We start from the raw sequence: 14,696 nt of genomic DNA, 5'->3' as shown, positions 1-14,696 counted from the left end.
TCGCCCCCAGAATGCCCGCTTGATGAGCCGCTGATTGATCTCAGGGCGACCTGGCGAACGCATCGCCGGTCGCCCAGTCTGCTCTTGCATCCACCTCTTTGCTCTTCCCATACAACACCTCCATAGTTGAGATGTTGCGACCACCGATTGAATCCACCCAGTACGCCAGCCAGGCCTTCAGGGACGCACTCCAGGAGTACGGCATCACCGGCTCGATGAGTCGCAAAGGAAACTGCTGGGACAACGCATGCAGCGAGACGTTGTTCGGCTCGTTGAAGGTGGAGCGACTGCACGGCAAGCGATTCAAGACCAGACGCGAGGCGAAGGACGAAACCATCGACTGGCTGCTCTGGTACAACCGCGCTCGGCTGCATTCGACACTGGCCTACGTCAGCCCGATGCAGTTCGAGCAGGACTGGCTTGCCAATCAGCCACAGCAAGCCAATTCATGAGTTCGGCTATGGGGTACGGATTGCACGGGCAAGGTCACAACGCTAGGCGCGTGGCGGTCCCTGCACGTCGCGGCTCCATGTGTAGATCGACAGCGGCTGGCGCCTGAACTCGTCGGTGTCGTTGTTCAGGATGGACTCGAATGGCGCCACCATAAAGTTCTTGGCCGAGCAATGGACGATCGTTCTTGTTTCACCGCCGGCATCGACTGCGGTCACGATCCCGACGTGGCCGAACTTTTCGTTGCGTGGCTTAGGGTAGACGACTAGGCAGCCGGGCGCGGCCTTTGCCAGTTTCCGGAATCGGGTCGCGTGACCGTTGGCGTCGGCCCAGATGCTGTCGGTGTTGATCCAGACTGTGGGTGCCGGCTGGCGCGTGAAGTCGAGCGCCCAACAGACGAAGCCGGAACAGTCGCAGCCCGGCAGTGTCAGGCCCGGCTGATTCAGGTCGATATCGGCATGGCTGGCAATGCGCTGCCACTGGGCTCGCTCTTCAGCTGACGCGGACGCCAGCTTTGTGGCGACGTCGAAGTCCTGCGCGGGCGACTCCGCAGCCGGATCGAAGCCGCCTTTGCCGTCGCAATATACGATGCGTTCGTAGCCGGGCCTGCCGTCGCCGACCATCGACAACGCGCGGGCCAGCAGTTGCTCGACACTTTGCATGAGGTGAATTCCGGTTGAGTTTGCCGAACCATAGCTGCGCTCGCCCGTGCTGGCGATAGCGCCTTCGCGTTATGCCCGCCCCACGCGCGATTCGAGACAATATGCGCATCCGCTCGCGAAAGAATTAAGGAAGCGCATGGCCATCAGGGTGTTGATCGTCGAAGACGAACCGGAATTCACGCGGCGGTTTTCAACCGCCGTTCTGAGCGATTCCGAGCTCGGCCTGGTCGCCGCCGTGTCAAGCGGTGCCGCAGGCATCGCCATGCTCGACCTCGAGCGGCCCGACGTGCTGCTGGTCGATCTCGGGCTGCCGGACATCAGCGGCGTCGAGGTCATTCGCCATGCCGCGCTGCGGCATCCACAGTGCGACGTGCTGGTCATCACCATGTTCGGCGACGACGATCATGTAGTGGCCTCGATCGAAGCCGGCGCCAGCGGCTACCTGCTGAAAGACGCCTCGGCCGAGCGCATTGCAACAAGCATCCGCGAACTGCACGCGGGCGGCGCGCCGATCAGCCCCGGCATCGCGCGCCGCGTGCTGGCGCGCTTTCGGTTGGCGGTGAAGCCCATCGCTGTTACCGGTCCCGATGAACCGGCCACACCGACGTCGCCATTGAGCGCCCGCGAAACCGAGTTGCTGCGGCTCACCGCCAAGGGCCTGACCTTCGAGAACATCGGCGAACTGCTCGGAATCTCGCCGCACACGGTGGTGGCGCACGTGAAGAAGATCTATCGCAAGCTGGCGGTCCACTCGCGCGGGGAGGCGGTGTACGAAGCCAGCCAGATGGGTCTTTTGTGATTCTGGTCTTGCAGGTCGTGCGTTTCTTGCGGGCGTTTCGGGCGGTGACTCGAATGGTGCGCCTGCTCGCCTGCGGTTCGGTCGCGGCTTGCCTGTTGTCCGGCGTGGGCGCAGTGGCGCAGGTGCGGCAGATCGATCGCCTGCTGATGCTGGTGGCCGACGACACGACGCCGCCGTCCGCGGATCGACCCTGGGTTTCCACCGCGCTTCCGGTCAATTCCAGTTCCGATGGTCTCGATGGGCACGGTGCGGCTTGGTACCGCGTGGCGTTCGATCGGACCAGCATCGGCGCTGGCACCACATGTGCCGTGTACCTCCCTTACCTCTATGACGGCGGCCAGGTGTGGCTCAACGGCGAGTTTGTTCGAGCGATCCCCGAAAGCTCCGATGCCCTACGGGTGCGCTGGGAGCGGCCGCATCTGATCGTGCTGCCCGCCAACCTGCTCCGGCTCGCCGGCAACGTATTGGACATCCGCGTGGCAGGAGTGCCTGCGGCCACGCCGCGCCGGCTCCCGCGCATCGACCTCGGGCCGGAGGTCCAACTGATGCCGCGCTACGACGCCCGATTGTTCTTGGCCCGGACCATGCCGCAGATTACCGTGCTGGTGTGCCTGCTGGCGTCGGGCTGCGTGCTTTTCATCTGGTGGCGCAGACGCGGCGAGGTGTTGTACGGACTCTTCGGGCTGGCGGCTGCGCTCTGGGGCAGTCGCACACTCACGTTCGTGATTGAGGTCGTGCCTGCCGACCGATGGCTTCTTTGGCGCATCGCCTATCTGGCGGCGACCGGCGGCTTCATCGTGGTGATGGCCCTTTTCGCGCTGCGCTTCGCCGGCATCCGGAGGGTCTGGGCAGAGCGCGGCCTGCTGTCGTACTGGGCTGCTGGGCCGCTCTGGCTCGCGTTGCACGGGCAGGCGGGTGAAGCGGTGGTCAATCGCTACTGGACGGCAGGGCTCATTCCGGTCGGGTTATTCATCATCATCATTTCGCTGCGTTCGGTTTGGCGCCAGCGAACGATGGCCGCCGCGGTGATACCGCTCGCGCTGGTGATCGCGGTGATCGCCGGCGTGGTTGACTATCTGGTGTCGTGGGATGTCGGCATCGACACGCCGCTGTGGTCCCTCTGGGCCAGCCAGCGGATTTTCTTGCTGCATCACGCAGCCAACCTGTTGCTGCTGGCCATGGGCGGCGTGCTCACTGCACGCTTCATCCACACGTTGTCGGCGCTGGAAGACCTGAACCACACGCTCGAGTCGCGCGTGGCCGATCGCGAGCGACATTTGGCGGACAACTTCAGCCGGCTGTCGGCCCTGCAGCGGCAGCACGCCGCGTCGCAGGAACGCCAGCTCATCATGCGAGAGATCCACGACGGCTTGGGCTCGCGGCTCTTCACCTCGCTGCTGCGCGTCGAGCGCGGCGACATCGATCGATCGCAGGTCGCTGAAACACTGCGCGATTGCATTGCCGACATGCGGCTGGCGCTCGACGCGCTGGCCCCTGACAACGACGACTTCCGCACCGCCATCGGCAACTTTCTTTTTCGATGGCAGGCGCAACTCGAAGAGGCGCACATCCGCACGGCATGGACCATCGACTTGCCCGACAGCGGGATTGAGCTGTCGTCGCAGGCGTCGCTGCAATTGCTGCGCGTCGCGCAGGAGGCGCTGACCAACGTGCTCAAGCACTCGCGCGCCGGCAAGGTACGCATTGGGCTGCAGCAGACCGACGGGATGCTCGAACTGGAGGTGGTCGACGACGGCAACGGATGCGACGACGCGACGCCGATGGGCGCCGGCCGCGGCATAGGCAACATGCGCGCGCGGGCAGCCCAGCTGGGGGGCGAATTGGCGGTACATCACGGCCACGAAGGCACGCGCGTATCGCTGCGGGTGCCAATGAAAACGGTAGGCCAGCCGCAGCGAAACATCCCGTGAACGCGCGATGCCGCGACGCCCATGCGGCATAGGCGCCGTAGCGGCTAATTTCTACAGTGGCTTCACATGTCGCCGCGGCGTGCAACCCTGTTGAAAGTGCATCTCATGAAGTCGCAGATCGATCCATTTCGTCTTTTGCTGCAGAGCGTCCGGTGCGGCATGGCGGCGCGATGACATGGTGTTCGACATCTTTCACGCCAACCCGGCCTGGCTTCCGGGCGGCATCGCCTGGCTTTACGTGGGTGACCAACGCGGCGCAAGTCTTCACCTACATCCCACAAATCGTGGTGGTCTGGCGCAGCCACGATGGCGCCCAGTCGCTTTCGCTGATGACCTGGGGCTTCTGGGTGATCGCAAACCTGACGGCGACCGCCTATGGCAGCCTGGTGATCCACGACGTGTTTTTTACCTTGGTGTCGCTGGTTAACCTGGTGTGCGGCGGCACAGCATTGTCGCTCAGGTGGCGGCGCTGCCCGTCTCTGTGGCTCTGGCTGGCCTTGCGCACGAAGTGCTCGTGGTATCCCGCCAAACTGATTCGCAGCACCCGGCATTGCACCGAGATCGGCCACACGCGTCGGTGGCGTGGGTGTTGGCGTTAAATGAAGGCGTACTTCACCGCTGTGCTTTCGCGAAGTACGGCGTCGCTTTTTCCAGGATGTCGCGCTCCATCTTCACGCGCGCCAGCTCAGCTCGCAGCCGGCTGATCTCCATCTGCTCGGCGCTCATGGCCTTGCTGTCAGCCCCGCTGAGCTTACCTTCCCGCTTGGCCTTGACCCAGTTGAACAGGGTTTACTCGACCAGCCCCAAAGTGCGTGCCGCCGCCGCGATGCTCTGACCACCCTCGACCAGCCGCACCGCCTCCTGCTTGAATTCGAGCGTGTAGCGCGCTCTTGCCGTCTTCGTCATTTCCGTTCTCCTTGCTTGAATTGAAACACTCAGCAAGGGATGCGTTTTTCGGGGGCAAGGTCACTCGAACTCGACAGTCTGCAACGATAGTTTGCCGAGCCGTCGAGGCGGGACACGGCCAGTTGCGCGATTTTGCGGGTGAGTCAAAAGGCTGGCACTTTCAACGAAAAATCATCGACAACCACGTCGCTGAATTCCCGCTTTTCGATTCGGCACATCACCTTACCTTCGCTTACTAAAAAGCAATACATTTTTTGGCGAAGATAAAGTCGCCAGCGACGCGTGCCGCAGACACAAATGGCTGGCCGAACCGCCGAACTACTGGATGCGCCCGGTGGACACGACCAGGTTGGTGCGCGCGGCAAGGGTATGGAACACCGCCTTAATTCAGTTGCCCGCATCGGCCAGCGTCTGCTCGGGATAGGCGCCCAGCGTGTGCTTGACAGCCTGCACTGTCGGCGCCGGATGAGCTCTGACCGCCCCAAGTCGAAACCGCTCGGGCCTTGCTCGTGGATGGCGTAGATCCTCATCTCATTGGATTGACCTATAGAGGATTCGGCGATCGCCGCCACTTCAGGCGGCAGACTTCGCTCCAGACGCCATACTGCTTTTTCTCGCCAAGGGGGCAGATGCCAACTACTTTGGGGACTCGGGAATGACTGCGCTGTACATGACCGCAGTGAGGACATTGCTTACCCGGGGCGGCAAGTAGGATGCGAAGGTCTGCTGTGTAACACCTCTTGGCATCGCACAGTCGCGAGGGCATGACGCGGGGTTGCTGCTCTTTCTAGCAAATAGGGAGGCCAGTTCGACGAGATTGGCACGTGTACTTACTCCGAGGTTTTGTCAGGCTTCCCGTTTGCGCCAAGAGGAGAGACTCTCGCAAAACGAATTTCCTGTCCAGCATTCCACAGGCGACTTGGGGACGAGGTGGTCGCTTCTTTGGCAATTTCTACGTCATCTCTACCCGGCGACTCGTTTTTGGCGCAGATGGTTCGTCGCTACGGGATCGAAGATGTTCAGCTAAGAGCGATTGTAAGCACCAACGGGCAAGAGACGAGAACGCAGCGCGAGTTGTCAAGCATCTATCTTGTATCCCAATGCCGCAGCAATGAATTCACGCAAACCGAAAATTCCGTTCTGGACATAGACGGAAGGTGCCCACAAGGGGTTCAGACTCACATACGAACTGGAGTCTGCCAGTAACAGTCCCAGGAATGTTTCCGCCACGATACGGCCGCCCACCGGGCCGAGTTGACGTGTGGAGATCGGCTTGTCGCCGTCCAGCGTCTTGACAGTCATCGTTGTCGCCACAGTCTCGGCCAGACAGTAGGTCCACAGCGGACAGTTGTCTGCAAAAGCGCCCCCCGCGAAGGTTGCAAACGAACCCGGTGGCACCACGAAGTCTGCCGGATCACCGGTGAACTTCCCGATGGCGATCTCGCCGTCATCCAGAGGCGTCAGACCCATCGCCCGTGCCACGTCCTGTCCACTGGGGAGGCGCATGCGCCAGCCGCGCTCGAGGTTTCGGGCCGCCAGAACGCTCGGGTCGACTGCCACCGAGGCAGGAAGGACGCCCAACGGGTTCACCAATGCGGTGTCGAGTTTGTAGGCCAGCTGAAGGCGATTGCGGTTGCCGGAATTGTCGACGTCCGGGTCGTCGATCGGGCCGCCGTACGCCATCGGTTCGAGGTCGATGTATCGGCGCCAGTCGATGGCCCAGGATGGCTGGGGTGCCTGGAAGCCACGCAGGTCGCTGGCGTGCAGGCCATGCTTGAAGATCGGCAGCAGCGTATCGGCTGAGTCGCGCGTCTTGTCCGGCTGCAGTGGCACGCCATCGTTCAGTCGGTATCCCGGTCGGATCATGGAATGCCCGAAGCGATAGGCCGCGGCCGAGAACTCAAGTGGCATGTAGGCGGCGTCACGGGAATGGTAATAGCGCAGGTTCTTGCTGCTAACAGTCAGCGATCCGTCATTCGCGATCGGCAGCACCTCCTGCAGCACGGCCGGCGCAATGATCTTCGGCAAGAAGTCGTGAAGAAGTACCCACTGGTAATGAAAGCGAACGGCCTGCTGGACCTTCGGAAAACTCCAGGTCGGGTTGTCCATGGCTACCCGGTTGTGAAAACGGTGCATCAGCCCCTGGAACTGCGAGACGATCACGTTCTCGTCATTACGCGGGTCACCGATTAGCGCGCGCGCAGGCGTGCCGGTGTTGCGCTGAAGGTCATGCGCACCGCTGTTGAGCTGAGGTGCTCCGGTCAGAACAAGGCCAAGGATGAAGGTTCTTCCATCATGCCCATACATGTAAGGCTGGTCGTCCGGCCCGCGCCCGTACAGGTTGTCCAAATCGAAACGAGGTGTCCGAAAATCCAGCAATGCGTCGGGGTCGTTCTGCTTTTGCAAGCTGCTCGCCGGATCGAACGTGAGGTCGTGATCGATGAACTGGCCGAAGTAGGTGAAGGCTGCCGGAATGCCACTTTCTTCGCTGTCCGGGCCATCTTTCGGATCTGCCGCATCGACCTTTGCTGTCATGGCGGTTGCCAGTTGCTTGAGAGCGGCCAGCGAATGCGCGTCGCTGGCCCCAAAATCGGCCGCTGGCACCGCCCGGAACATCCTGCCGAACGGACCTTCAAAAAGAAGGGAACTGCGCGAAAGGTTGGCGCCGCGAACGCCGCCGTGAGGGCGGGCGACCAAGGGTGCTTTCATGGAATTTCCTTTGCAATGTCGTGGAGTGCTCGCCTTCAAATTCAGCAAAAAGGTCAGGGCGAGCAGATGACTCTTCGATCAACTTGTACGTCACGCGATATCGGCGCGTTCGCGTCGAATCAGCAGAACAGAGGTCTGCTTTGGAAGGACGAGTTAGTAACGCTTCGATCACGCTCTTGAACGGGATAGCCACCGATACAAGATTTCACTGAGAGTAGACCTTCTGCCAATTGGTGCACATCTAGCAAATGGCATAAGTCGTTAATCCATGACTAAATTTGAGCAAAGCCTTTGGAGCAGAAAGCTAGCCTTAGAAGTCAGCTTCCACTCAGGTACGGCGACTGGAGAATTAGTCTGACTTATCGAGACTTACACCGTTGCAGAAGACGCATTAAGGCGAGACTTTGGGTGGTTGATAGTTCAGGAAATCGGCTGCGCGTAGTCGATTTTGGCCTCGCCTTGTTGGCGCCGGCTCATATTTGACCCAGATGCCGAGATTGGGCTGACCTATACCGTCACCTTCGGAACCCAATGCTGGCAATGATTTCCAATGCTGGCCCATGGATCAACGAAATTCCGGCATTTCGGTCAATCCTCGATCTGCCGCAACATTCCATCGCTGCCTCAAGCGCTACATCGTTCGCGAGCTGGACCCGTTGATCCTCGCTGATTTGGCGGACTCCGAACGCGCCGCTTGAGATAAGAGCGTCAACCCTCGCAGTGAGTCGTTGTTCGGGTCGTTGAAGGCGAAGCGACTGCACGACAAAAGGGTTCAAGACCCAGCGCGAGGCGAAGGGCGAAACCATCGACTGGCTGCTCTGGTTCAGCCGCGACCGGCTGCACTCGACACTGGCATTTCTCGGCCCAACGCAGTTCGAGCAGGAGTGGCTTTCAAATCAGCCACAGCAAGCCAACTCATGAGCTCGGATATCGGGTACGGATTCCAGGGGTAAGGTCAGGTATCCGGTGATCGCCACAAACTTATGGAGAATCGAATTGCGCTCGCTCTTGGCGTTCGATCGGCACCTACTGTAGTGCGCTCTAATTAGCATATCTCTTGTAAACTTCAACCTGTGTCTAACGCGGAGGTTGAACGGGAGCTGCTGAACCTGACTCGCAAAGGGCGAGTGGAGGCTCGAACGCAGCAGCGCGCCAGGATCGCCTTGCTGGCTGCCAAGGGCTGGCAGAACAAGGACATTGCCGCTGAGGTCGGGCTGAACCGACTTCAGGTCGCGCTGTGGCGGGGGCGATTTCTGGAGAGCGGGATCGATGCGCTCAAACAGGATGCACCCCGCTGCGGGCGCCCGGTCAGCAGCGTGACCGCCGAAGTCGAGTCGCTGATCCTCGCCAAGACGCTGCACGACAAGCCGATCTCGGCCACGCACTGGAGCACGCGCACGCTGGCGGCTCAGCTGGGGCTGGGCCCGACGAGCATTCGTCGCGTCTGGAGCCGCAATGGCTTGAAGCCGCATCGGCAGACCTCCTTCAAGCTGTCGCGGGACCCGCGCTTCGAGGACAAGTTGCTGGACGTGGTGGGGCTCTACCTGAACCCGCCCGAGCGAGCGCTGGTGCTCAGTTGCGACGAGAAAAGCCAGATCCAGGCGCTCGATCGCACCCAGCCGGGTCTGCCGATGAAGCGCGGTCGTTTCGGCATGGTCACTCACGACTACAAGCGCCACGGCACGACCACGCTGTTCGCGGCGATGAACACGCTCGACGGCACCGTCATCTCCCTGTGCCAGCCGCAGCACCGGCACGAAGAGTGGCTGAACTTCTTGCGCCTGATCCAGCGCCAGACGCCCAGGCACCTCGAGCTGCACCTGATCGTGGACAACTACGGCACCCACAAACACCCGCAAGTTCAGGCCTGGCTTGCCAGGCATCCGCGCTTTGTCATGCACTTCACCCCCACGAGCGCCTCGTGGCTGAACATGGTGGAGCGCTTCTTTCGGGACATCTCCGAGAACCGCATCCGGCGCGACAGCTTTGCCAGCGTCGCTGAGCTAGAACTCGCCATCGATCTCTACATCCTGCATCACAACGCCAACCCAAAGCCCTTCATCTGGACGGCCACAGCATCGGACATCCTGGCCAAAGTCACGAGGGCCAAGGCGGCGCTGGCGCGAGCCTCCAAATAGGCATTAGGATTTAGAGCGCACTACACTAGCACTGACTATGTCGATCAGCGCCTTGCGTGTTGACATGCTTACTTGCCGCGTCAGATGGGGTGCTCCGGTCGGACCATTCAGCGAGGAGCACATTACGTGAGGCATGAAGCTCAGCTCACCCGGTAGGAGATCGGATGAGTCAATGAGGGGGCAGTTCCTGATGTCGCTTGACAAGGGCGTCCAGACGCGCCCCGTAACAAGCCGAACGGCTGCCGTCAGGAGGGCCATGCTTGATGGTGATCGGCGAAAAGCAGTCTTTCGCTGGAGAGCGTCCAGCGCAGAGCCAATGGGAATCCCGCATTCACGCTATTGTTCTGGGGCGGGAAACGCCGAACGATGGCGGCATGTCGAGCACTGCGCAAATCACCATAGTTTTCACCGACAACGACTCCGATCTCAAAGCGGCCCTATGCGCTGCACTGGAGGACGCTGGCGCCGATCATGTCGAACGTTGCGTTAGAAAGGGAAGCTGGGCGGCTGCGACCTTCACACCGGATGTTGTTGTCATCGACGTGACCGCCAACCTGCAGCGCAACCTTGAGCAGCTCACCCAGGTCGAACTTGATTTCCCCGCGGCGCGCCTGCTGATGGCCTCGCTGCATTCTGGGAGGCGCAGGCGGGTTCATCGAGAGACACGCAACACCCGACGGTCCGCGCCGGACGCTGGACGAATCCATGCAGGGCCGCGTTCACATCACTCCCGGACCGGCAGGGTAGATACTGCGCGCCATCAAGGGACGACTGGGTGTGGAGCTTACGCCGCTGGAGCATCAAGTTCTGATGCGCATGTCAACTGGGGAGATGACCAGCAAGACCGCTGCGCTTACCAGCATTTCCGAAAACGATGGCGCTTTTTGCGTTGCAGCGAAGCTCGAGAAACTGGATGCCTCACGCAAGTACGGCACGCCCTGGCAGGCTTGCGCTGGAAGTGTGAAATACGTTCATTGAAAAACACTATTGCTTGCGTTGCAGCGCAGCAAAGCGATATAGGTTTCGCAACATTCGACTTCAATGACGTCAGAACTCGAAGTGCATGCAGCCTCGCGCAACCTGCCAACACAAATTGTCAACTCAGTCCGCCCAGCCCTTTTGGTCATCCAGACTATTGGCGGCGCGTTAGCCGTTTTCTAAGCTCATGGGCTGGCTACATCAAGCTGGCCCATACCTTAGGGAAGAGTTTGCAAGCGCTATCGTCAGGAACGGTGTACGCCCGTGCCCGCAGCATGCGCGTTCCCAGCATAGTGTGACCATGAATCTCGAAAAAGCCGCGCGAGAACTGACAACTCAGAAATTCTCGTTCATGACTGCCGACGAATGGACGCTCAACCGACAGCATCCCGATGCTTGGAAAGACTTCACCGGCAGCTGGGACCGTCTTGCCACCGACAACTACATGAAAGAAGGCGACGCGTACCGAGAGCGCAGGTTCTGTAAATACACGGTCGATTCATCGACTATGACATTCGAGGAGTTGAATGATTTTGTCTTCCACCAGACGCACGCCATCAATCTGTATGCAGGGGGCCGCAAGCGGGACTTTGCTCCGGTCGAGCCGAAGGTTCGACAAAACAGGATCCTGCAGGAAATTATCAAAACTTGCTTACAAGCGATCCTCTGTAGCGTCACAAGTCCTGCGACAGCCTGGAAAGTGTATGTGCACCAATTCCGGATTCGTTGTAGCAGTGACCTGACCGGACAACCGACGCCTGAAGGCATGCATTGCGACGGTCACGATTTCATAAGCATGCATCTGATGAACCGCGTTGGTATTCAGGGCGGCATCAGCACCCTCAGCGACGACGAGGGAAACACTTTAAAGACGGTCACTCTGAAAAATCGAATGGATGGCCTTTTGATCAACGACCGCGCGCTGCGCCACGGTGTCTCGCAGATCACCCCCACTACCTCCAAAGCCGGGCACCGCGACATGCTCGTCATCGACTACAACCGCGAGAGCTAATCATGAAAATTGGTATTACCGACAGGCTCCTTGAAGTGGGCTCGTTCGAATTCGAACTCGAACGCAAAGGCGCTCAGTTCGTTTTTCTGAATTCGCTGAACGAGCGCAAATTCAAAGACTCTGACCTTGCAGGGCTCGATGCTTTGCTGGTCTGGCACGCGCAAATCACGGAGCTGAGCGCACGCCGGCTGAAAAACTGCAAAATTGTTGTGCGCTATGGAATTGGCTACGACCAGGTCGATGTCGCTGCATTGAGGCGCGCGGGCATCCGTTTCGCCAACAATCCGTCGTATTGCACCGAAGAGGTGGCCGATACGGCCTGCGCCATGATCCTCAACGGAGTGCGGGGGGTCACACGCCACGACAACTTGGCCAGGCACTATGGCGATGAATGGCAGGAACACAATCTTGCGACCTGGCGTTCGAGCGACCGCAACGTCGGCCTAATCGGCCTGGGCAAAATCGGCGTCGCCACAGCTCTGAGGTTGAAGGCCTTCGGCTTCAACATTTCAGCCTTCGACCCTTATGTGGATCGAGGATTTTGGAAGTCGCTCGGGGTAAACTACGCAGGAACGCTGGATGAGCTGCTGCGCTCCAGCGACGTCGTTTCCCTGCACTGCCCGTTGACTGAAGAGACGGTGGGAATGATCAACGCCGAATTCCTGGCCTGCATGAAGCCTGATGCCATCCTGGTCAACACCGGTAGGGGCAAACTCATGCAATCGCTTGATACGCTCGCAGTGCATCTGCGTGCCAACCGAGCGTTCCGCGTCTATCTCGATGTCCTCCCGATCGAGCCCCCTGGCGATGACCGTCTGATCGCTGCGTGGCGCCGCAATGAAGACTGGTTGTCTGGCCGGCTGGTGGTCAATCCGCACAACGCTTACTTCTCCGACCAATCTCATATTGAACAGCGGGTGGACGCCAATGAGACCGTCCGTCTCGCTTTGTATGACGGCATTTTCAGAAACACGATCAACTGACCCGTCGAGTCGAAAAAAAATGAATACCGGGTTGCTTGCCTTCTCGTTGATCGCGCTGTTTCTGGTGCTCTCGCCCGGCGTCAACACGATGCTGATCATCAACAACGCCTCGAACTTTGGTCGAAAGACCACCACGTTCAACATTGCCGGCCTGTGCAGCGCCACCTTTTTTCATGGAGCACTGTCGCTCTTCGGAATTTCGGTGATCGTACTTTCGAGTCCTCGCCTCTACCTCGTCGTTAAAAGCATCGGCGGCCTGTACTTGGCGTATATCGGTACGAAAATGCTGTGGTCCGGCGCGGGTATTCTACGTGGCAAGTTATGCGAGAAGGCTGTGCGAAAAACCGTCTCGTCTTCCAAGTCGTCGGTCGAGAGCTTCAGGGAAGGCTTTATCACCCAACTCTTCAACCCAAAGGTGTCGATGTTCTATCTGGCCGCCTTCCCGCAGTTCATCGCCGGCCGCAACACCGTGTTCGAGGGGTTTTCGCTGGTCCTGATTCACGCGTCGATCATCGCAAGCTGGTTCTTCTTCCTGACATTTTTCATCTCGAGAATGAAACAAAAGATCGAGGACGTGAAGGTTCAAGCAGCTATCAACATCGTGACCGGCACGGTTCTGCTTTTTTTCGCTGCAGTTGCTTTAATCTGGTAAGTCCTTAAGTTCTAGGCGTCGGCACAATCCGTGCGCCATGGGAAGTCTAAAATGATGTTCGGGGTCAGTCAGTTCGTGCGCTTCAAATGCGCCTCGCTGCAAACATAACGATGACCCGGCCCAAAGACTTCAAGTACAAAAGCCGGCGCATTGCTGTCCAGACCTGTTTCGTTGACGGCGGCTGGCACTGGTTTTACGAGATCGATCGCGATCTTCCAATCTCGATGCTCACGCCCGCTATCGCCAGCGAATCAGAAGCTCTGATTGCAGCCGAAGTAGACGCAAAACTCCGTATCGACTCGATGGGATAGTTGTAATTACAGCACGCTCAACACCCCGTTGAATCAGCAGGCCGTTGAAGAGCCAATGGTTGAACGAGGCCCGGTTGCCATGACTAGCAGGCTGTTGAAAAATCGGTAGATTGCCGAGACGCGTTTCTCCGACTGCGAGACGCGTCTCACCGACAGCGAGGCGCGTTCATCGTGTTTGTCGACTTTGTAATCTTACGACTTCGTCCTATCGACCTTATTAGATGCAAGTGCGCCGATCGAGTCGCATTGCAGTCGATTGCTGCCCCTTTAGCCTTCCAGCGCCGCGAGATTGCGTAGCCTGGTGAGGTTGTAGGCGGTCATCGTCAAGGTGAATGCATAGTTCACCTTATCCAGTCCTCGCACCATCACCTGGCGTATCGGACCGACCACCTTTGCCGAGCCAAAGCATTGTTCGATGCACTTTCTCTTGCTTTGACTGATTTCCTAGCCGATGTGCCGGGCGGTTCGCCCATCGATGGCGCTTCCACCGCTGTGTGTGAGGTTCTTTGCGACGTGCGGGCTGACCTCAATTTCGCGGCACGCCTGCACGAAGCCCCTGATGTCGTAAGCCTTGTCTGCTCACGACCGTGATGTGCCGCGCCCGAATTTCCATCTCCACGAGCATCGAGGCCGTCTCATCACGCTCGGCCGTTCCTGTGGCCTTCGTAGTCTGCATATTGACGACCAACCCATGGCGGTTGCCAGTCGTCACATGGCCCAGGAAGCTTGCCAAGGCCAGGGCCGCGTTGCTCTTACGGTAGAGCTGCGAGTCGGGATCGGTCTTTGATTCGTGGGTGTCGTTGCTGCGCCGCTCACCACGCCAGTCCTCGGGGTCGCGCCCGTCGTCACTGCCGTCCTTGCGACGCATGCTCTTGTGGCCGGCCCAGGCCTTGATCTGCGTGCCGTCGACGCTGAAGTGTTCTCCAGACAAGAGGTCCTTGGACTTCACCATATTCACCGTGGCATTGAACAGTTCAAGAACAACATCGTGTTCGATCATCCGGTCGCGGTTTTTGCTAAAGACGGAGTGGTTCCATACCGTGTCTTCAATCGACAAGCCGACGCACCAATGAATCGCCCCGGTTTTGAACTGACCCCCAGAAGTTGGACATTGTGATCCCGCCGATCAGGCGGTGTTTCTCAACCGGTATTGAACCGGGCTAAG

10 protein-coding genes and 3 pseudogenes are annotated in these 14,696 nt (G+C 59.4%); 9 read left to right on the top strand and 4 right to left on the bottom strand.

Annotated features, from left to right (window positions below; translation table 11 throughout):
* Window positions 1-155: 155 nt before the first annotated feature.
* Window positions 156-452, top strand: a pseudogene (locus RCH10_RS26030) (transposase); the annotation flags it as partial.
* Between the two features lie 42 nt (window positions 453-494).
* Here RCH10_RS26030 and RCH10_RS26025 read toward each other — a convergent pair.
* Window positions 495-1,112, bottom strand: coding sequence for a CHAP domain-containing protein (locus RCH10_RS26025; RefSeq protein WP_323500360.1), 618 nt, complete (start codon window positions 1,110-1,112; stop codon window positions 495-497).
* A gap of 136 nt (window positions 1,113-1,248) precedes the next feature.
* Here RCH10_RS26025 and RCH10_RS26020 point away from each other — a divergent pair, with 136 nt between their 5' ends.
* Both RCH10_RS26020 and RCH10_RS26015 read left to right on the top strand, forming a co-directional pair.
* On the top strand, window positions 1,249-1,911 hold the full coding sequence (locus RCH10_RS26020) for a response regulator transcription factor (RefSeq protein WP_323500361.1): 663 nt from the start codon (window positions 1,249-1,251) through the stop codon (window positions 1,909-1,911).
* Between the two features lie 53 nt (window positions 1,912-1,964).
* Window positions 1,965-3,842 (top strand): ATP-binding protein, encoded by a 1,878-nt coding sequence (locus tag RCH10_RS26015; protein WP_323500362.1) that lies wholly within the window; start codon window positions 1,965-1,967, stop codon window positions 3,840-3,842.
* A 427-nt stretch (window positions 3,843-4,269) separates the two neighbouring features.
* Here RCH10_RS26015 and RCH10_RS26010 read toward each other — a convergent pair.
* A pseudogene (locus RCH10_RS26010) lies at window positions 4,270-4,748 on the bottom strand (transposase); the annotation flags it as partial.
* 1,077 nt (window positions 4,749-5,825) lie between these two features.
* Window positions 5,826-7,457, bottom strand: coding sequence for a heme peroxidase family protein (locus RCH10_RS26005; RefSeq protein ID WP_323500363.1), 1,632 nt, complete (start codon window positions 7,455-7,457; stop codon window positions 5,826-5,828).
* A gap of 1,052 nt (window positions 7,458-8,509) precedes the next feature.
* On the opposite strand from RCH10_RS26005, the gene RCH10_RS26000 reads away from it, so the two are divergent.
* The 6 genes from RCH10_RS26000 to RCH10_RS25975 all read left to right on the top strand — a co-directional run bounded on the left by RCH10_RS26000 (window position 8,510) and on the right by RCH10_RS25975 (window position 13,531).
* Complete coding sequence (locus RCH10_RS26000; RefSeq protein WP_409054624.1) at window positions 8,510-9,595, top strand: IS630 family transposase; 1,086 nt, start codon at window positions 8,510-8,512, stop codon at window positions 9,593-9,595.
* Window positions 9,596-9,855: 260 nt separating this feature from the next.
* A complete protein-coding gene (locus tag RCH10_RS25995) occupies window positions 9,856-10,872 on the top strand; it encodes a hypothetical protein (RefSeq protein ID WP_409054623.1) in 1,017 nt (338 codons plus the stop codon).
* A gap of 2 nt (window positions 10,873-10,874) precedes the next feature.
* Entirely contained in the window at window positions 10,875-11,585 is a 711-nt protein-coding gene (locus tag RCH10_RS25990) for a 2OG-Fe dioxygenase family protein (protein ID WP_323500365.1), read from the top strand.
* A gap of 2 nt (window positions 11,586-11,587) precedes the next feature.
* On the top strand, window positions 11,588-12,568 hold the full coding sequence (locus RCH10_RS25985) for a C-terminal binding protein (protein WP_323500366.1): 981 nt from the start codon (window positions 11,588-11,590) through the stop codon (window positions 12,566-12,568).
* A 19-nt stretch (window positions 12,569-12,587) separates the two neighbouring features.
* Entirely contained in the window at window positions 12,588-13,220 is a 633-nt protein-coding gene (locus RCH10_RS25980) for a LysE family translocator (RefSeq protein ID WP_409054622.1), read from the top strand.
* A 110-nt stretch (window positions 13,221-13,330) separates the two neighbouring features.
* Window positions 13,331-13,531 (top strand): hypothetical protein, encoded by a 201-nt coding sequence (locus RCH10_RS25975; RefSeq protein WP_323500368.1) that lies wholly within the window; start codon window positions 13,331-13,333, stop codon window positions 13,529-13,531.
* A 267-nt stretch (window positions 13,532-13,798) separates the two neighbouring features.
* Here RCH10_RS25975 and RCH10_RS25970 read toward each other — a convergent pair.
* Window positions 13,799-14,600 (bottom strand): annotated as a pseudogene (locus tag RCH10_RS25970) (IS5 family transposase); the annotation flags it as partial.
* Between the last annotated feature and the right edge of the window lie 96 nt (window positions 14,601-14,696).

It is taken from the genome of Variovorax sp. GrIS 2.14 (genome assembly GCF_046115955.1).
Lineage (GTDB): Bacteria > Pseudomonadota > Gammaproteobacteria > Burkholderiales > Burkholderiaceae_C > Variovorax.
This window is presented reverse-complemented; position numbering and strand designations above follow the sequence as displayed.

Excerpts from the sequence above, each read along its gene's own strand:
- RCH10_RS25990 (WP_323500365.1), top strand. The coding sequence starts at position 10,875 with ATGAATCTCGAAAAAGCCGCGCGAGAACTGACAACTCAGAAATTCTCG.
- RCH10_RS25980 (WP_409054622.1), top strand. The coding sequence starts at position 12,588 with ATGAATACCGGGTTGCTTGCCTTCTCGTTGATCGCGCTGTTTCTGGTG.
- RCH10_RS25975 (WP_323500368.1), top strand. The coding sequence starts at position 13,331 with ATGACCCGGCCCAAAGACTTCAAGTACAAAAGCCGGCGCATTGCTGTC.
- RCH10_RS26015 (WP_323500362.1), top strand. The coding sequence starts at position 1,965 with ATGGTGCGCCTGCTCGCCTGCGGTTCGGTCGCGGCTTGCCTGTTGTCC.
- RCH10_RS26025 (WP_323500360.1), bottom strand. The coding sequence starts at position 1,112 with ATGCAAAGTGTCGAGCAACTGCTGGCCCGCGCGTTGTCGATGGTCGGC.
- RCH10_RS26005 (WP_323500363.1), bottom strand. The coding sequence starts at position 7,457 with ATGAAAGCACCCTTGGTCGCCCGCCCTCACGGCGGCGTTCGCGGCGCC.
- RCH10_RS25985 (WP_323500366.1), top strand. The coding sequence starts at position 11,588 with ATGAAAATTGGTATTACCGACAGGCTCCTTGAAGTGGGCTCGTTCGAA.
- RCH10_RS26020 (WP_323500361.1), top strand. The coding sequence starts at position 1,249 with ATGGCCATCAGGGTGTTGATCGTCGAAGACGAACCGGAATTCACGCGG.